At 64.6% G+C, this 18,697-nt stretch carries 9 protein-coding genes; 3 read left to right on the top strand and 6 right to left on the bottom strand.

What is annotated here, in order from left to right; genetic code table 11:
- Positions 1-26: 26 nt before the first annotated feature.
- The 3 genes from STARVERO_RS12600 to STARVERO_RS12590 are packed head-to-tail and all read left to right on the top strand — an operon-like array spanning position 27 to position 2,954.
- Positions 27-1,124 carry a recombinase family protein gene (locus STARVERO_RS12600; protein ID WP_244616757.1) on the top strand — a complete coding sequence of 366 codons (1,098 nt, stop codon included), beginning with the start codon at positions 27-29 and terminating at the stop codon, positions 1,122-1,124.
- Entirely contained in the window at positions 1,124-2,026 is a 903-nt protein-coding gene (locus STARVERO_RS12595; protein ID WP_159599144.1) for a plasmid partitioning protein RepB C-terminal domain-containing protein, read from the top strand. The genes STARVERO_RS12600 and STARVERO_RS12595 overlap by 1 nt, the downstream gene beginning before the upstream one ends.
- Positions 2,019-2,954 carry a plasmid partitioning protein RepB C-terminal domain-containing protein gene (locus STARVERO_RS12590; RefSeq protein WP_159599142.1) on the top strand — a complete coding sequence of 312 codons (936 nt, stop codon included), beginning with the start codon at positions 2,019-2,021 and terminating at the stop codon, positions 2,952-2,954. The genes STARVERO_RS12595 and STARVERO_RS12590 overlap by 8 nt, the downstream gene beginning before the upstream one ends.
- 201 nt (positions 2,955-3,155) lie before the next feature.
- On the opposite strand, the gene STARVERO_RS12585 is transcribed toward STARVERO_RS12590, so the two are convergent.
- The 6 genes from STARVERO_RS12585 to STARVERO_RS12560 all read right to left on the bottom strand — a co-directional run bounded on the left by STARVERO_RS12585 (position 3,156) and on the right by STARVERO_RS12560 (position 18,682).
- On the bottom strand, positions 3,156-6,164 hold the full coding sequence (locus tag STARVERO_RS12585; RefSeq protein WP_159599140.1) for a DEAD/DEAH box helicase family protein: 3,009 nt from the start codon (positions 6,162-6,164) through the stop codon (positions 3,156-3,158).
- A complete protein-coding gene (locus STARVERO_RS12580; RefSeq protein ID WP_159599138.1) occupies positions 6,161-7,966 on the bottom strand; it encodes a phospholipase D family protein in 1,806 nt (601 codons plus the stop codon). The genes STARVERO_RS12585 and STARVERO_RS12580 overlap by 4 nt, the downstream gene beginning before the upstream one ends.
- Positions 7,963-9,159 carry a DUF6361 family protein gene (locus STARVERO_RS12575; RefSeq protein ID WP_244616756.1) on the bottom strand — a complete coding sequence of 399 codons (1,197 nt, stop codon included), beginning with the start codon at positions 9,157-9,159 and terminating at the stop codon, positions 7,963-7,965. Before STARVERO_RS12575 ends, STARVERO_RS12580 begins: the two co-directional genes overlap by 4 nt.
- 120 nt (positions 9,160-9,279) lie before the next feature.
- Positions 9,280-12,621, bottom strand: coding sequence for a DEAD/DEAH box helicase (locus STARVERO_RS12570; protein ID WP_159599134.1), 3,342 nt, complete (start codon positions 12,619-12,621; stop codon positions 9,280-9,282).
- A gap of 14 nt (positions 12,622-12,635) precedes the next feature.
- The gene (locus tag STARVERO_RS12565; RefSeq protein WP_159599132.1) at positions 12,636-16,028 is read right to left on the bottom strand and encodes a UvrD-helicase domain-containing protein; all 3,393 of its coding nucleotides are present in this window, start codon (positions 16,026-16,028) and stop codon (positions 12,636-12,638) included.
- Positions 16,028-18,682, bottom strand: a complete 2,655-nt coding sequence (locus STARVERO_RS12560) for a PD-(D/E)XK nuclease family protein (RefSeq protein WP_159599130.1) — start codon at positions 18,680-18,682, stop codon at positions 16,028-16,030. The genes STARVERO_RS12565 and STARVERO_RS12560 overlap by 1 nt, the downstream gene beginning before the upstream one ends.
- Positions 18,683-18,697: the final 15 nt, after the last annotated feature.

Here is an 18,697-nt window from a genome sequence, read left to right as displayed (position 1 = left end):
TCAACAGCCGTGAACTCTCAACCAAGGTGTTCGCGGGTCAGGGCCGGCTGATCGAGAAGGGCTATCGTCAGGGTGGGCCGGCAGGATTCGGCCTGCGACGGACCCTGATCGACGAGCATGGCGCCACCAAGGGCCTCCTCGAACGGGGTGAGCAAAAGAGCATCCAGACCGATCGGGTGATCCTAACGCTTGGCCCGGCGGAAGAAGTCGATCTGGTGCGCGGCATCTACCGGGCCTTCGTCCATCAGGGATACAGCGAGCGGGAAATTGCGGCTGATCTCAATGAACGGGGCATTCCGACCGATCTCGGACGCCCCTGGACCAGGGGGACCGTCCACCAGATTCTGATCAATGAGAAATACGTCGGCGACAACGTATGGAATCGCCGGTCCTTCAAGCTGAAGAAAAAGCGCGTCCAGAACGATCCGGAGATGTGGATCAGGGCGCAGGATGCTTTCGCGGCCGTCGTCGAGCGCGAACTGTTCGAGGCGGCAAGGACCATCATCGGCGCGCGCTCCTTTCGTTTGAGCGACGAGGAGATGCTGCAATCTCTGAGGAAGCTGTACCAAAAAAGGGGTTTGCTATCCGGCATCGTCATCGACGAATTCGATGGGATGCCATCCAGCAGCGCCTACAGCTCCCGCTTTGGCAGCCTACTTCGCGCCTACAGCCTCGTCGGTTTTACGCCGGATCGCGATTACCGCTACGTCGAAATCAACCGCGAGCTGCGTAAGCTCCATCCCGGCATTCTCCGTGGCGTGCTCGACGGATTGCAGGCTACGGGCAGCGCTGCCTGGCAGGATCTTGAGACCGACCGGGTGATCGTCAACGGCGAGTTCAGCCTTTCCGTGGTGGTGGCCCGGTGCATCGAGACGCCGACCGGGCTTTTGCGCTGGCAGTTGCGCTTCGATACCTCGCTCGCGCCCGACATCACGATCGTCGTTCGGATGGACAGCGCCAATCGCGCGCCGCTCGATTACTACCTGTTCCCGCGCATCGACATGCTCTCCGAAAAGCTGCGGCTGGGAGAGGACAATGCGCTCGGGCTCGATGCCTACCGCTTCGACGGCCTCGACCTTCTCTACGACATCGCTACGCCCATTCCTCTTGCGGAGGCTGCCTGATGCCTGCCGTTCGACCGAACCGGATCGAAATGATCCCCATCTCCCGGATCACGGTTCTGAACCCACGCGCGCGAAACAAGCGCCAGCATCGGGAGATCGTGAACAACATCGAGGCCATCGGCCTCAAGCGGCCGATCACGGTGAGCCGCCGTGATGGGGCTGGCGGCCCAAGATATGATCTGGTCTGCGGTGAAGGCCGGCTGGAAGCCTTCCAGATGCTGGGCCAGACTGAGATTCCGGCCGTGGTGATCGAGGCCAGCGAGAGCGAATGCCTCGTGATGAGCCTGGTCGAGAATATCGCACGACGCACGCCGCGCCCCATCGACCTTATGCGTGAAATCGGTGCTCTACGGGCCCGCGGCTATAGCGATGCGACCATCGCCGAGAAGATCGGCGTCGGGGCATCTTGGGTAAACATGATCGCTTCGCTCCTTGAGCGCGGCGAGGAGCGGCTGGTGGCCGCGGTCGAAACCGGACTCATTCCGATCACCTTGGCGATGGAGATTTCCAAGGCCGAGACGGAAGAGGCGCAGAATCTGCTTCTCGACGCCTATGAGACCGGGAAACTCAGGGGCAAGAAGCTCGCCGCCGTCCGCCGCCTGCTCGACATGCGTATGCGGAGTCAGCGCAAGGGAGGATTGCCTGTCGGACGTTTGGGCCGGAAGACGAGCAGTCGACGAATGACGGCCGCCGATCTCATGCAGGTCTATCAACGCGAAGCCGAAAAGCAGCGTCTCCTCGTCAAGAAGTCGGATTTCACCCAGATCCGGCTGCTGTTCGTTGTCGAGGCGCTGAAGGATCTGCTCGCCAATGATGGCTTCATCAATCTGCTGAGGGCGGAGGGGTTGGCGACCATGCCGCGGGCGCTCAAAGCCCGCGTATCGGGCGACGATCATGGCTGATGAACCGAAAGACCGGGAGGACGGTCGTATTCACCTCGCCTTCGACCGGGATTTTCTGACGATTCCCGTCGCGGCGATCATTCCGCTCAAGGCGTTGCCGGATGGCGCCCGGGCAAGCCGGTCCTATTCGCAGGTGCTGAGTTCGATCAAGGCGATCGGCCTGATCGAAGCGCCCGTCGTCATGGCGGACGCAAAGAACGCCGGAACCTGGTTCCTTCTGGACGGCCATCTGCGGCTGGAGGCACTGAAAGAACTCGGCATCGCCGAGGTCGAATGCCTGCTTGCCGCTGACGACGACACCTATACCTATAACAAGCGCGTCAACCGCATCCCCCCGATCCAGGAACATCGGATGATCGCGCGCGCGATGGATCGGGGCGTGTCATCCGCCGACATCGCCGCCGCCCTGAACCTTCAGGTCGAGTCCGTGCTGCGGCGTTTCCGGCTTCTGGAGGGGATCAGCCCGGAGGCCGCAGAGATGCTGAAGGACACGCCTTGCTCGATGAAGGTGTTCGACATTCTGCGTCAAATGACGGCGGTCAGGCAGATCGAAGCCGCCGATCTGATGATCGGTCAGAACAATTTTACGGTCATGTTTGCCCGCGCTCTGCGCGCAGCCACCTCCGAGAACCAGCTCGCTACGACCAAGAAAGGCAAGGGCGCCGGGAAGCCGACGCCTTCGGGTCAACAGATTGCCCGAATGGAGCGCGAGCTGGCGACGCTTCAAACTCAGGTGAAATCGGTCGAGGAAACCTACGGCATCGACAACCTGCATCTGACCGTTGCGCGCGGATACATCGCTAAGCTCCTCGCGAACAACCGAGTGGTTCGCTGGCTGGCCACCTACCAGCAGGACTATCTCAGCGAGTTTCAGAAGATCGCCGAGATCGACACGCTCGGCCCGATCGGGGAAGCGCCGGGCGCCTGAACAGAATGGGGACCCGGACCCGATAAGCGCGGGGACCATGGGAGAAGCCGCACGGTGGGGCGGATCAAGCATGGTGGTGGGAATGGCGGCGAACCCGCATGAAGCCCACTAGGCCGGTCGTCATATGATCCGGCCGCGTGAGGGGCTGCTTGCCCCGCATGAACAGGACGGGCGTGCCGGGAGCGCCGGCCGGCACGCCCGCTATTCATCGAGGCGCTTCTCTCTTGAGAATGCGGACAGATCGAGGGTCAACGCCTGCAGCGACCGCGTCGTTTCCACATCGTGATGCGTCAACAGCTCGACCAGGTCCTCCTGGTCCGGCTGTCCCAAAGCAAGGCGATAGAGCAGCCTTTGCGTCCGCAACTTCGCGAACCGATCAATGTCGCGACTTTGGGGAAGCGCGAACAAATGCCGCTTTAGATCTGCGCCTTCCATCGTCCACCACGGGCTGAGGCCGGTTTTGTCATCCGCGAACGCCTTGTCGGCGTGGCGTGCGATGATGTCCCATGGTGACGATGCTTGGCCTCGTGCCTGCGCCAAGGCTTGTTCGCCTAGCTTTCGGGCGAGTGGTTGCCGCACAGTCAGCCCACCGAAGCGCTGAACGCGGCCTTCTCGTTGCTCCAGGTCAACCGGGCTGGAACAAAGATCCCAGTGGCCGAGCCTGTCGCACCAGCTATGAAAGTCGAGACCTTCCTGTCCGACGGAGGTCGTCGCCAGGACGTGGGGCCAGAACGGTGTATTGAACGCGCTGCGGATTTCCTCAGAGCGCGCTGGTGGCGGTTCATCGACATCATGGTCCTGTCGATGCGTCTCCGTCTCGGTGCCGCCAAACGGCACCGCGGCGTGACAGCGGATACGGATCTTGTCCTTTTTCTTCGCGCCCTTGAACCCGAAGGTGCCGACGTTTGCTGCGAGCGCGGCCGACAAGTCCTCAATCAGCCCATCGGGGTTGACCTTGGATTTGCGTAGCCAGAAATGTTCATCCAGGACGGCTTCCAAGCAGCCATCAACGCACGCATTCTGATATTTCTGCGTCGCGTCTTCGCCGGGCAAAACAGACCAGAAAACAGGGCGGTCCAGATAGGTGCGCAGCCGCGTCCAGCAGAAGTTCACAAGCCGCGCGAAATGCTGCTCCTGGAAATCGAAAAGCTCTGGAAGGTGGCGATAGAGTGCTCGGCCCGTCACGACCCCGGGAGCGCCGAGAGCCATATCGACCAGGGCGTCGAGTTCCCATCGGCTCAGCCAGGTAATCGGGTCGGCCTCTTGGCGCTGTTTGAGCAAGGTTTGAAGCGTTGCGTCCTTCGGCGCGACCCGGCCCCAGCTCTTCTGGACCGCTGCGAACTCCCGCGCCAGCGGCGCCTTCTGCGCGCGTTCTATGGCCGCGAGGATCGCCCAGGCCGGTTTGCGCCGCCGGTTGCTGCGCGCATTCGGCGCCTCGGGCGCGATTGACGCGGGCAGCGCCCTAATAATCTGCTGCCGCGTCCTGGCTCTGATCTGCTTCACGGTCGTCTTCCCCTTCACATTGAGGGGATCGACAGCTCGGATTAGGAAAGGACTTGGGTGAAACAGGGCGAGCGTGGGGCCTTGGTTAGGCTTCGGGTTAAGGTGCCGCTTCTTCCACGCGGCGGTGTAGGGAAGATTGCTCTTTCCAACGCATTTGCGCTCGACCTCGAGGCTGACGAGGGCTGCCAGACTTTGTGGTGTTGCTCTGAACCTGCTGAAGATCAGCATCTTGGGCGATTGCGTCATCTTCGCCCATGGGCCTGAAGGCGTCCACCAGGTCAGCGATGGCAACACCCAAGGGAGCGCAAGCACCTCTGTCGGTACAAGGCTATTGAGGGCTCGGAGCTTGGCGCTTCCCCAGCCATCCTTTGGCGGCTTGAAGCAATTGGTGACCCCGAGGCGGGGAACGCTGCGCGTGGCGGGAAAGTCTATATCGCGAGAAATCTGATAACGGTCCCCCAGCGCCTGCGCAGGGAGCGGCACTGAAAGCCAATAGCTGACCGCGCTGCCTGCGAGCTTCGGCGATACGTGGTCGGTAAAATGGCGATAGACGTCGAGATCGTGCGGCTCGATCCTTACGGAGGGCGGCGCAGGCTCTCCGGCATGGTCGGAAACCGGGCGCTCGGTCCGCGACATGAGCGGTGTGAGGAGCGTCTCCAGATGATGCTTGAGGGCTTGGGCCTCTTCGATCGCCGCCTGCCGACTGTCGGGCGGCAGATGACCGATCAAATGCAAGAGATCACCAAACCGACGAAATTGGGTTTCGGCCTCAGCGCGTGCAGCCGACCCGCCCAGAAACTCGATAATCTTGAAAAATTCGACATGGGGAGCGGCTCCAACGCCGCTTTCCCAGCGCTCCGCATAGAAGCGGTAGGGCGTGGCGGACAGGAGGAGGATCGGCGGCGGCGCCTCTCCATCGTTACCCGCCAGCAGTTGGCGCGCTAAAGGGTTATCCGTGCCTGCGTCGAGCAACTCGCGATAGCATTGGAACTCGTCGAAAATCACGAGGTCGGGCGGGGCGGAATCCAAAGCGGCTTGAGCTAGCGCCTTTCGCATCCGGCCCAAGCTCTGACCATATTTGCTCGTCGCGATCGCACGCAGAATGTTCTCGCGGGCCGGCTTGCCAAATTCCGTGCGTAGCGCTCGGCCATAGGCCGTCTTGAAGAGGGCGGAGACGTTGTCGAATTTGCCCTGAGCTTCCTCGCACGCCCATGGCCAGCCGGAGGTCGCGCCATATTCGATATAGCCTTCAGGAAAGGCATCGGTCAGGCCGGGGTATAGCTCATCCAACAGGAGCTTGATGAACGCACGCTCGACAGCCTTTCCGCCGTAGAGGCGCTGCGAACTGGAGAATGATGTGGTGGGCGTAAAGGCGTAGAGCCGTATCTTCCCCTTGCGCCGTTCCTCAAACGGAATGAGGCCGACGCGGTCGATGGTGGAGAGTGCGTCCTTGGCTTCGTTCTTGTCGAGGAACCGGAGCAGCTCGACCTTGTTCTGGTCCGCGACCTTGAGCCCGCTCGTAATATAATAGACCGTGAACTTGCGCGCTTTGCTCGCCAGGGCTGCCAGCGTGTCACGGGCGACGACGGTTTTGCCGAGGCCGACCTCGTCCGCGACCAGGAACCGGCGTAGCGGGTTGCCTCCTGACAGCGCGGCCGTTGCAGCCCTGACCGTTGCGGCCTGGAAGGGTTTCGATCTGGCGCTCATGAGGCAAGCTGGGTCCGCGCGATGGCCCAGATCTGCGCGAGTTCGTTCAAGTCAGCTTTCTCCCTTTCGCTCAGATTCTCACCGTGGGCGAGAAGGGCGTCGACATAGGGCGCAAAATGACGATCGGCCCGACCGAACGCTTTGCGGTCGCGTGCCCAAGCCGTGAGGATATCCTCGAGCGTGAGGCGGTCGTATCCCAGGCTCTGGGGGCGGTTGCTCTGCACCCCGGCGTCTTCATCCCATGCGCCACCGCCGATGGGCAGTGTGTCGCCGCTGAGCATCGCGCGCATCCAGTCATGAAATGCACGAAGCCCCATGTGGCTGGCCAGCGCGGCCAGATCACGCTGCTCTTCGAGAGGCGGATCGACGGTGACACGCTGCATCCATCGCAAAGCGCCGTCCGGGCCGCTGATCCGAGCCTGAATGAAGGCGGACTGGAGTGACAAGGGGATCGTGCCAAGATCGAGGCGGATGGCGTCGGTCGGCCAAGCCAGCAGGTCGCCATTTGCAGGTCCGGCGTGCAGCACGTGCTCGTGATAGGCAAGCGAGGGAACTGCCCCCGCATCGATCGAGAAGCGTTCCCCGTCGCGTCGCAGAACCGGGTTCCAGGATGCCATCAGCACTTTGCGCGACTCTTCCAGGGCATCGGCCGCGCTCGTGCTGGGCGGATCGGCGACGGCGAGCTCCTCGATGGTGACCGGCGTCGCTTTACCGATCAGGAATGCCAGGCCGGAGGCGAACGCTTCGCCGGCCTCGAGTTCGACCATGATTTCCGCGTTGCGCCCCGACCAGGCCCTCTCGGTCGCATTGGCGCTCCCGACCCTCAAGATGGTCTTCTCGCCCGAGTGGAAGCAAAAAATCTTGGCATGCAGAGCAAGGGGGACCGGCTCCGCATCATCCTCGGGCGCGGGCTCGACGCCTGGCAGCGCGAGCGGAGCTTCGTCAGCGAGCACGTCTGGCGCAGCATAGGCGAGGATTTTGGAGAATCCGGCCAGCGGCTTGCCGGGCCGCCTCGCCATGTCTGTGAGGGCCGGCATCGACGAAATCAGCGTTCTGGAAGCAGCCGTCCCCCAGTTGCCTGCCTTCTTCAGAAAATCGGGCGACAAGAACGGACTGATGATCGTTATGCCATCGACCGCGCCGGCTGGTGGTTCCGATGGCAGGGCAACGCCTCCATCCAGTCCATTGAGCAGGCTGCGCAGCTGAAACCCGTCTGGGGCATCCCACCAGACCGCCTCCAGTTGCTCCGCGATGCCATCGGCATCCTTGCGCGACGCGGAGCGCGCGAGAGTGGCCCCGAGTGCTCCGATGCCTGGGAGCCGAACTCGTCCTTTCGCGCGCTTTTCGCTGCCGTCCAGCAAAACGCCCGCGTCGAGATCCTGCGATCGGGTGAGGTTCCGGCTGCCAATCCAGAGCTTCCAGCGGGTTTCCCCTTTGGGACCGTTGTAGGCGACCAAAGCAATCTTTGGATGCCAGCTGCGCTCTCGTTCATCGTAAGGCTGCTCGACGATGAACTGATCGAGGATGCCCGCGATACGGGGAAGCGCTATCGGCCGCGCTATCCGACCGCGCTGGATTATGATCCTGACGCGATCGCGCAGCTTGTCTATCGCCTCGGCAAAATCGACCGCCGTGCCGCTGCCCTTGTCATTGTTGCGAGCAATCAGGGCGAGCAACGCCGCCGCGACCGCCGACAGATCGACTGAGTAGGTCGCAAACAATGCGAGCTTGACCGTCTCCAGTCGCCCAGGCCGCATCTCGTCGAGATAGGGTTGACCGGACCATGCCTGAGGATCGCTCATGCGACGTCTTCCAGATCGCGCAGGAGCCGCTTCACATTCCCCCAGCGATAATGGAGCGGCTCGGCGCGGCCATGGTGCTCGCCTTGCCATTCCATACGCCGGTCGACGCCGAACTGATTGCTGGCGAGACGCGCGCGATTGTCTTTCCTGCTGACTTCCGCCCGCGCGTACACCTCGAGAAGCTGCATGGGGTCCTTGCCATTCGCCCTGACCCAGGCCGAAGTTTCTTTCAACACACCCTCCACCGCAGGCGGGAGGTGGCCGATTTCGGCGAGAAACAGGTCCATATCCAGCCGAGCGGCCTGCTTGCCCCATTGCTCGATCGCGTCGTTCAGTTCGGCGCGGTGCAAATTTGGCTGTGGTCGCTTGTCGCGGGTTTCCTTGAGCGTCTCGACCTGAGCCGCATAGATCGCCCTGCCGATGGCCGAAAGCGCGGCAGCCTGGCCGGCCCGCTTCAGCATGGCGGCTTCCCTGCCGGCGAGGGTTAGGATTTCGTTGTCCCAGCAGTGATCTGCCCCGCCTAGTGGTTTTCCAACCAATTTCGACAAGAGCGACGGCTCACTTGGATCGGTCGGCGAGCGAACGGCGCGAAGTTTGGTCGCGAGATAGATCTGCTCTGGGGGTGAAAGGTCGAGCGCTAGTTTTCCTTGGTCATCCTGGGAATACCGGTCATTCCAGTCACCCCAAGAATCCCAGTCCTTGGGTGCATCGATCAGCCCCGAGATGGGCCAGGCGACTGTTTCTAGGGGCTTTCCGTCATCGTCATGGTGCGCGCGCTTGCTGGACGCTGCCAGGAGCTTCGCCATGTCCGGGCGGCTCCACGGCCGGCCATCGGGGCGGGCGCCGATCAGTCCCCATTTGGTGAGCGCCGTCCAATAGACATAGGCTGGCGGCTGACTGATCGTGCGGGGGAAGACCTCTCCTCCGATCACGCCATCCTTCTCGCCGCCCACGCCCTCGACATATTTGAGCCGGCCGGTCAGCTCATGTTCGAGATCAGAAAAGGCTTGGCCAAAATCCTTGGGAACAGGGCGTTTCGTCCGCAGGCTTTGGTAAAGCCAGGGGATGAGAAGCGCGTAGCGCAGCCGTGTGTGCAGAACCGATGTGCCGGGGAAGAAGTGATCGGCATAGCGCTGGTGGACGATGAGGAAACCAACCTCATCGCGCACTCCCGCCGCGCCGCCGAACATCATCTGTTCGGCCTGGCCCAGCGCTTTGCGCGATAAAAAAGTGAACCCAAAAGTTGACACGAAGCCTGCCCCCAAGGCTTGAGAAAATTCACAGCATAAGAAGATTTTCGATGCCCCTAGGCATCATTCATTTCCAATAACTTTCAGCCTCATAGCGCGGGTTTCGAGTAGGTAGGTTTCGACACCGGCGAGCAGATGCAGGCCTTCTTCGCCGATGGCTTGTCGGGATAGCCCCGGCTGCACAATGCGGACGTCGAACTCGAAGCGGTGATCTTGCCACCCGACCTTGAGCTTCTTGATCGCGGCGGCTGAGCCCTGCTCGATCCGCGAACTGAGACCACGGTCGCGGCGCATCTTTTCGCGTCGCAGCATGTGTTGAAGCATGCGGTTTGGCCGGTCGCGCCACCGAGCGGATTTCTGAGCCTGTCCGCAAACCTCATAAAGGTCTCCGAGGCGCGCACCTGGCGTATCCGCCCCTGAATATTTGCAGTGGTACAGGGTCACGGAAACGACGCTGTCGGTTATGCGCAGCGCCACGACATCGGCGATTTCGCCTTTGCCATCATCGTCGAAGATCACGTCATAGGGATCTGGGTCGGCCAGCAGGGTGTCGATGACCAGACGCTGGACAGAGTCGGCGCGCTTGTCCGTGCCCTGCGATTCGACGCGAATATTGGCCTTCGACCAATCCCATGCCTCGATCTTGTCTGACGGGTACGGCTCGATCGTTTCGCCCTCGGGCAGGGTGTAGAGATGGCTGTAGATGAGAAGCGAGCCATCACCGAAGTCGATCTGAGGCGAGTCCTCGCCGAAGGATTCCGAGAGCGTCTGGACCTTGCCGCCGATCTTGATCGTCGCCTTGGGGCCGGCGCGTTGGGGGTAACGGGCGTGGCCGTCGCTGAAGACGATCTCGAACTCGGCCGCGTGGTCGTCGCTTCGCACGGCGAAGCGCAGCGGCCCGGTGCGCGCGTTATCGAGCAACTCGATATCGCATTCGGCGAAGGTTACCGGCACATCGCCAAACGAGATCTCAATCCGCTCCTCGAACTGTGTGATCAGAGATTCAGGCCAATGGATCGCGACGGGCGGAACAGCCGGTCGTTGGCTGATCTGGTGGGGGCGCATCGCGCTCTTGAAGACGCCGTCGGTCGTGATGCTGGGATCGTTCACGGTGCGGCCGACATCCTGGCACCAGTCCACCCAGTCGGTCAGGTCATGGACTTTGGCGCTGGACCAGAACTTGCCCTTGGCCGAGCATCCACGTGAGGCAGGAAGGCCGTCGAGGAAGCCGGTGGCGAAGATGTTGTTCTTGATCCTCGACTGGGACTTCGCGCTGTCGAGCCCATCGGCGACATCCACGCCCATATACATCGAATAGCGGACGCCTCGTCCCTGATGGTGGGTGAGGCCGAGATTGCGCAGGATGAGCCGCTTGAACCCGTGGAGGCTGCGGAACACTTCCTCGCCTTCCACGCGGCGCGTCGTATCGCCACAAACCGCCTTTGCGAGCCGGTCAAACGGCCCCTTGGCAGAACTGCTGATATAGAGCACGCCGCTTGCCTGATCCCAGTGAAGCATGTGCAGGTCCCAGGTGACGTTCACCGCCTGCTGCGCGGAGGTCCAGCGTGCCTGCTCCTCCGCCCGAGTCACGAAGATCGCGACCCGCTGATGCGGGTTGAGCTTCATGCCGAGATAGACGCCGGGGTCGTAGAGTTCCTCTGCGCGAAAGGGATCCCAAGCGTCGCAAGAGGTCCGGTACAGGACCGCGTTCATTTTCGGTTCGAGGGTCTGGAGCGGAATGTCGCTCAGATCCCCCGAAAAGCCCTTGAACATCTCCGCGCGGCGAACTTGGCGTTCGATTTTTGCGGAACTGAGCGCCTCCACCAACGCATTCCAGTCGGCGTCTTCGGCGTAGAGCTTGGCCAGCGCGCGATCGACATCGTCGATGCCGGTATTGGCGATCACCGTGGCATCACCCAGCGTCGGGTCCTGGCGGGTGAAGCGGCCGACGAACTGGATCGTCACCGCGACGCTCTTGTGATGATCGTGCAATGCAGCGATCTTCAGCTCGGGCAGGTCGAAGCCCTCGCCGAGCATATCGACGCAAACGATGATCCGGCTCTCAAAACGGCGTAGCGCGGCCAGATTTTCGCGCCGTTCCTTCAGCGATTGCTGGCTGTGGACGATGACTGGCCGAAAGTCCGGATAGATCGCTGCATAGAGGCTGTGCAGGTGCTTGGCGCGTTCGATCGTGTTGCAACGGGCCATCGCCAGATGATTGAGGCCGGCGTCCAGGTCGGTGGCGAGCACTTCGCCGAGCTTGTCGATGATGGCCTGGTCCGCGTCAGGCTGGTCCAGACCGAAGACGGCTTCGAAGCGGATCGGCTTGAAATAGCCCTCCTGCTGCGCTTTTTTCAGCGGGTAGGTGTAGATGAACTCGCCATCGACGCGGCCTCCGTCCTCGCGAAACGGCGTAGCGGTGAACTGGATCACCGGGATCGGTGGCTCGTGCTCGACGAAGAGCCCGCGGAAGGACTTCCACGTCCGTGCCCCGATATGATGCGCCTCGTCGATAAAGAGCGCTGAGGCGCGGGCCGCCATCTGCTCCTGTACCGGTGCCTCGGCGCGGCCCGCGATCTGCATCGTGGTGACAACGACATTGGCGGTGTCGAAGATTTCGTCGACTTCGGCCTGGCTGGTCGGAATATGCGAGAGCCGCATGACCAAAGGGAAGGCTGCGGTCTCATCGAGGCATTTCTGCTGTTTCAGGACGCCGAAGGTCTCGAATTTGCCCGCGATCTGCTCGCGTAGCGCGTCGGTCGGCACCACCACCAGCAGGCGTTCGAACCGCCGGTTGGCATTGAGCGCCAGCATTGTCTCGGTCTTGCCCGTGCCCGTCGGCATGACGATGGTGGCCGGATCCGTCGATCGCGTCGCGTGGGCAAGCGCGGCATGAAGCGCGCCGACCTGTGGACGCCGCAAGCCAGGCTGCGCCGGCTGGCCGTCCGCCGCGGCTCGCCCCTCGCGCAGATGAATCGCGTCGATCCAGGAAGCGGAGACAGCCTTCAGGCGCTCGCTGCGCGCGGAACGATCCAGCGTGTCGATGCTGGTGGGCGGTACATTCATCCACCGGCCTTCACCCAGTTCGAGCGCCGCGGCGATCCGTTCCGGCTCCGTTGCGCCGGGCACAAGGAGAATGAGATCGGCTTCCAATGGCGTGGCCGTCTTCGCGCTGATGACCTTCAGAATCTCGCCGGATTCCAGGGTCGTCTCGTGACCATTGACGCGGCGGATGGCGAAGGGGCGCAGTCGGCAACGCACGCGCCGCGCCGGAACAGCCAACTGGCGCACAGGGCTTCCCAGCACCTTGCCGTCAATGGCAAGCCGAGCCGGCAGCAGGAGTTCGATCTCGGGGTTGAAGAGATCGTCCTGGTTGGAGCCGGTGGGTCGCTTGCGGGAGGCCATCGTTTCTCCCTCCGTCAGGCCGCCACCGTCTGCGGCGAGGGCGAGACGGCGACTACCGTTCCCCTCGTCATCAGGACGATCAGTCCGCGTTCGGCGCCGGTCATATCGAGATAGGCGCGGACCTGAGCCCGATAGTGGTCGAGCGTCTGAGCGTCCGGGTTCACGTCGCTCTTCCAGTCGACGACCACGACCGGGCGGCCATCGCCGCCAACTGTCAGTGCGTCGGCGATCCCGGCCGTTGCGGTTTCCACGCCCTCAGCCGCCTGTGCGGCATAGACGGGGAATTCGGCCAGAAGGCCTGGCCGAAGGGCCGCGATGTCGGGGAGGGCCAGGGTCCGGGTGACACAGTCCGCCAGTTCCTGGGCCGACAGCCCCGTCGCCGGATCGGCGACCGGAGACCGGCCGAGGGCGCGGATGAGTTCGGCGGCCCTTTCGGTCAGGGCGGCTTTCGCCTCTGGGGTTTCGCCGGTCAGCACCTCTTCCATGAGTTTGTGGAGGATCAGCCCGCGCTCCCGGCCGCCCTGTACGAGGGCGGTATCTTCCAATTCGGGAGGTTGGTCGTCGGCCGACCCCGTCCAGAGGGCAGGCTCTTCTTCCCGCAGCACCGTCCCGGCGGCGCTCTCGTCGCGGCTGGGCGCAAGCCAGGTCAACCGCGTCTGCATGGCGGCGATGGCTTCGGCTTCGGCGGCGAAGCTCGCGCGTGTCTGGGCATTGGCCGCTCCAGCCCCTGCCGCCGTGATGCTGTCGGGCAGGTGGGAGATGTCCAGACCGGGCAACTCGGCGAGGGACAGGTCGACGAGACCGATCCAGGCGGACTTCGACGGTGTGGTGTCGAGCCGGGGCAGGACGAGGAGTTCGCGGGCGCGAGTGGCCGCGACGTACCAGAGGCGGATGCGTTCGCGATCCAGTTCGTCCTTTTCCGCCTCACGCGCCGTCTCGTATCCCTCGGGCGGGACGCCCATGACCGGGCAGAAGAAGGTTTCCGTCTGGCGGTCGATGACCGCGTTCTCGGGCGCCATGACGCCGGTCATGGTGTTCACCGGAATGACGATCGGCCATTCCAGCCCCTTGGCCGCGTGCATGGTGAAGAGCGCAACGGCTTCTTCCTGCGCGTCGGGCCGGCCCTCGACAGCGCGCGCCTCGTCGGACCACGCCGTTGTCATCGCCTCGGCGAAGGCGCGCAGGCCGCGCACGGCGTAGCTGGTCGACAGGCTGAGATAGAGATCGACATTGGCGAGCGCGCGCTCGGCCTGACCGCGATGGCGCTCGAGGAGGAGCGGGCGAACGCGCATCACGTCCACGGCCTGCGAGAGCAGTTCGTGCGGGGTCGTGCTGTTACCGCGCCGGGAGAGAGATTGCAGCCGTTCGATGACCTCGCGCGCGAGCGGGTGCGTGATGAGGGCGGGGTCGATGCTGAGATCCAGGCGCGGAATCCGATCCGGCTGTTCCTCCGAGCGCGGAAGCGCCCAGATGATGTCCAGCAGGTTTTCCTCGGTGAGGCCGACCAGAGGCCCGCGCAGGAGCGCGCCGAGCGCCAGCGTGTCGCGGCGATCGGCGAGGACACGGGTCAGCGCGATCAGATCCTGGATTTCCTGGCGGCGGAACAGCCCCTTGCCGGCTTGTGTCGCCACGGGGATGCCGCGGCGCTCTAGGGCTTCCTCATAGCGCCACAGCTCCGCACCGGTCGGCGCCAGCAAGGCGATGTCGCCCGGCTGGCAGAGGCGCTCCGCGCCGCTGCGACGATCGATGATGGGGTGGCTTTCGATCAGCCGGGCGCACAGTTCGGCGATGGCATCGGCTTCGGCGTCGCGCTGCTGTTCGGCGCTGGCCTTGCCGTTTTCGTCGGCCACGGCGATGTCGAGGGCCGCCACGCACAGGCCGCCCCGGTCGTCATGGAACGGGTCGAGAGCGGTGAAGCCCGGCTGCCCATCGGCCGATAGTACGGCCTCGAAGCGCTCGTTGACGAAGGTGAGGATCGAGGCGCAGGAGCGAAAATTGGTGGAGATCGACAGGAGGCTGCCGGGATCCTGGGCGCGGAAAGCATCGCGCGCCTGCACATAGGCGCCGACATCGGCGCCCCGGAAGCGATAGATCGCCTGCTTGGGGTCGCCGACCAGGAAAAGCGCGCCCGGCCGGATTTGGAACCGGGTCCAGTCGTCATCGCCATCGGCCGGCTCGCCGCACAACCGCCAGAAGATTTCGGTTTGCAGGGGATCGGTGTCCTGGAACTCGTCGACGAGGACATGGGCGAAACGCTGCCCCAGCGCCCGGCGCACGGCATCGTGGTCGCGCAGCAAGTCGCGCGCGGCGAAAATCAGATCGTCGAAATCGAGCTGGGCGCTGGCGCGCTTGTGGTCGCGATAGCGTTGCAGGATTGGACGCGCTTCGTCGATCACCGCCGCCAGGGCATGGCTGGCGGCGGCGTGCACAAGCGCGGCCCAGGCGTCGCAGCAGGCGGTGTAGTGGGTCTCCGCGGCGTCGTTCAGTCGCTCGCCGTCGGCCTTGGAAAGACCAGCCTCCTTCGCTGCGGCGGCCCATTTGCCCTTCTTGCGGTAGGAGGCGAAGGCACCGGCCTTGGTGCATAGGTCCGGGTGGGGACGCGCGATCAGGAGCCGGACGAGGCCCGCAGGCGTCGCGGGATCGGGACCGTTCGCCACGGCGGTCGCCATTTCGGCCAGGCGCTCGACGATCGTCACCGTTTCGGGCTCGGCCGCGGCCGCGCCATCCATGAAGCCCGCGAAATCCGCCGCGGCCTGCCGGAACGCCGTCAGGTGTCCGTCGAGCGGGGAGACGGGCGGGGCCGCGAGCGTGGGGCGGCGGCGCAGATTCTCGGCGATTTTGTGGATGAGCGCCACGGTCTCGCCGGGGCTGTGCAGCACCATCTCGGCCAGGATGCCGTCCTGGCCACCGGACAGGCGTTCGCGCAGCCAGCTATCGACAATTTCGAGGAAGGTGAGATCGGCCTGGTTGCGATCCATGACGCCGGCGCCGGGATCGATGTCGGCCTCCGCCGGATAGGGTTTGATCAGGCGCTGGCAGAAGCCGTGGATGGTCGAACAGGTGATCTCGTCGATCGCGGCGCTGGCGGCGGCGAGATTGTCGCGATGGGCCTGGCTCAGCCCATCGGGCAGCGCCACGCGCAGTTCGGTCGCGATCGTGCCGGCCGAGAGGTCGGCGACGAACTCGCGGACACGCGACAGCAGCTCGCTCGCGGCGAGTTCGGTGAAGGTGACGGCGGCGATGGAACGCGGCGCGACGCCTTCGGCGAGCATGGCGGCAATACGCCCTGCCATGACGGCAGTCTTTCCCGAACCCGCGCCAGCCTCGACCAGGATGGAGCGATCATGAAGGCTGATCGCATCGCGGCGGGCGCCGTCGTCATTCAGCACCTTGGACATGCTGCTCATCATTCCGCCTCCCAGACCTGAGCGACTTCGCCCAGCCGCTCCGTCGCGGCCGGCATTTTGCGTTTGCAATAGGTGGCGCTGGCATTGGCCGGCAGAGCGAAGGCGAGGTCGTCATAATCGCCGCCGGTATCCGGGCCAGGCAGGGCCGCGCCGCCGGCGAGACTCATCCTTGCCGCGCGGAGATAGCCCGTGATCTCCGCGAGCACGGCCTCGGGATCGTCGAGCTGAAGATCGACGGGCTCGCGCGGGTAGAGCAGCGAAGCGCTGATGGCGACGTCGTCGCCGAGGAGCGCCTTCACCGCGAAGGCATAGAGGCAGCGTTGAAGCCCGCGTCCGCCGTTCAGCCGGATCTCGCCCCGCGGCGGTCGGCCGGTCTTGTAGTCGCGCACGAGCGCGCGCTTGCCGTCGCCCGAGATGTCGAGCCGGTCGATATAGCCGGCGATGCTGAAGCCCGTGTCGGGAATCGTGACCGGTGTGCTCGCATCCCAAGGCGTCTCGGCGTCGGATTTCGGCTCCAAGCCGCCGAACGGCACTTCGCCAAAGGCGCGCGCTCCGGGCATGATCTCATCGCCATAGGAAAGGGCGCGCGCCGCCATCACGCGGGCATCGTCGAGGGTGCGCCCCCAGATGACGGACGGCGGAACCGGGCGCTCGCTCTCCCAATCGGCGGCGACGGCGTGCGCGGCCCGGGCCACCGCCGCTTCGATGGTCTCTGTGTCGGCGGAAGCAAGGCCGCCGCCGGTTTCGAGGTCGCGCAAGGCGCGGTCGAGAACCATGTGGACGAGATCGCCGATCCCGAGCGCGTCGAGGACGAGCGGTTCGGCGCTACTCTGCGGTTCACGCCATCCGAACGCATAGACCCACACAAAGCTGAGCGGATTGCGCAGCAGGCGGCGCAGCGAGCTGGCCGATTGGGTGCGGCCGAGGATGGTGAGCACGAGCGGGTGATCCGCCCGCACGAGCCCGTCATGGGGAGTGATTTCGGCCCGCCGCCAGTCGCGCCAGCAGCCCAGCGCGCCGACCGCTTGCGGATCGGCGGCGAACTCCTGGGGCCGGGCCATGAGGCGGTCGGTCTCGCTGAAAGCGTGCGCCGGCGTCGCGTTGCGGCGCAGATAGGTTTCGTCGCCCCGACCGGCGAGCAGGGGGCTGCGTCCCAATAGACGCCCGTCGCTGTCGCGCCGGGCGCGCGAGAGAACGACGGTATCGGCTGTCGTGGCGAGGATCGTCTCGAAATCACGGCGGTCGGCGAGATTGACCGGCAGCGGATCGAGCACCGGGGTCGGGATGATGTGGTCCGGGATCAGCCGGTCCTCGGCAATCCCGCGCGGCCAGCGCGAGGAATTGAGCCCGAGGAGCCGCACGAAGCGGCGGGGCGACGCGGCGAGTGCGCTGGCCGGCATCCAGGCGACGCAGACGCACGCTTCCAGTCCGTCGTCCTGTTTCAGGGTTTCCAGCGTCGCGTCGATCGAGGCTGCAGGGCCGGCGAGCAGCACCTTGCGCCAGACCGCGAGCGCGCGGCCCTTGAGGAAGGCATCTCCGATCTCGCTGGCGGCGTCCGATCCTTTCGCCAGAGTGTCGACCGCTGTGCGGAGCGCCGGAACATGGTCGGCGCCGTCGGGCCAGTCTTCCGGCGTCAACCGGGCCAGCAGACGGTTCCAGGCGGCTGGTGTCGAAAGCGGTGCATCGGTTGGCAGGACCCGCAGCCAGCCTTCGGGCAGGGTCTCGAAAGGTCCGCTGTCCCGGCAGAGCGCCGCGAGGCGCCGCAACCGCGACTGCGACAGCCCCCGGACCACGATGTCGGCCAGCGCCGCGGCCGCCTGGCCCTCGCGGGTGGTGACGGTCCGGACGCCGTGGACGAAATGCAGGTCAATATTGGCGTCGGCGCGCAGGGCCAGGAAATGATCGTCATAGTCGGCGGGCGAGGCGGTCGCGATGGCGATCTCCGAGGGCGAGACGCCCGAGGCGAGCAGGCTTCGCGTCCAGCGCATCGCCTCAATGGCCTCGTGATAGGCCGTCGCCGCGCTGACCGCGCTGATCCCCGGCTCTTGCGCCGGTGCGCGTGTGACCGTGACGCCGATGCCGTCCAGCCATGCGGGGACGCTCCTCGGCCCGGCCGTCCACTGCACGGGAATATGGGCGGTGAGGGCCTGGAGCAGCGGGCGCCAGCAGGGCGAGAGTTCGGTAAGGCCGACAATCTCCAGCGGGCCGAGGACCGCCGACGCATGACCGATGCGGCTGGTCGCAGCGGCGACGATGTCGAGGGGCCGCATCATGCCGAACGGAAGCTGGTCGAGGACGGCCGCTTCCAGGCGCGCGATGGCGCCAAGACGCGGATGATCGGCCGCGTGTGAGGCCAGATCGATGCCCGCGCGCCAGGCTTTGTGGAGCGTGTCAGCCGCCGCGTCGATCATGCCGGGAAGAGCCTTGATGCTCTCCAGCTCGCCCATCGGTGTGACGGGCAGGGCTGCCTGGATGGCCGCGCGCAGACTCTCGTCCTCGATGGGGCGGGCGAAGCCGCCGGCCAGTCGGACGGCGGCCTGCTCGAAGGACATGATCTGAAGGCCGTGACGACCGTCACGGCCCGCAGCCAGCCGGCTCTCCCGCATGGCGAGGCGGCCGTGAACGACCAGGGTGGATCGACTCGCGATGATCATGGCCGCTCTCCTTCC

The sequence above is a fragment of the Starkeya nomas genome, assembly GCF_902703545.1.
Lineage (GTDB): Bacteria > Pseudomonadota > Alphaproteobacteria > Rhizobiales > Xanthobacteraceae > Ancylobacter > Ancylobacter moscoviensis.
The sequence above is the reverse complement of the archived record's forward strand: the minus strand, read 5'-3'. Positions and strand labels throughout refer to the sequence as shown.

Coding starts and splice junctions, on each gene's coding strand:
- STARVERO_RS12595 (WP_159599144.1), top strand. CDS start 1,124: ATGCCTGCCGTTCGACCGAACCGGATCGAAATGATCCCCATCTCCCGG.
- STARVERO_RS12590 (WP_159599142.1), top strand. CDS start 2,019: ATGGCTGATGAACCGAAAGACCGGGAGGACGGTCGTATTCACCTCGCC.
- STARVERO_RS12585 (WP_159599140.1), bottom strand. CDS start 6,164: ATGAGCGCCAGATCGAAACCCTTCCAGGCCGCAACGGTCAGGGCTGCA.
- STARVERO_RS12580 (WP_159599138.1), bottom strand. CDS start 7,966: ATGAGCGATCCTCAGGCATGGTCCGGTCAACCCTATCTCGACGAGATG.
- STARVERO_RS12575 (WP_244616756.1), bottom strand. CDS start 9,159: ATGATGTTCGGCGGCGCGGCGGGAGTGCGCGATGAGGTTGGTTTCCTC.
- STARVERO_RS12570 (WP_159599134.1), bottom strand. CDS start 12,621: ATGGCCTCCCGCAAGCGACCCACCGGCTCCAACCAGGACGATCTCTTC.
- STARVERO_RS12565 (WP_159599132.1), bottom strand. CDS start 16,028: ATGAGCAGCATGTCCAAGGTGCTGAATGACGACGGCGCCCGCCGCGAT.
- STARVERO_RS12560 (WP_159599130.1), bottom strand. CDS start 18,682: ATGATCATCGCGAGTCGATCCACCCTGGTCGTTCACGGCCGCCTCGCC.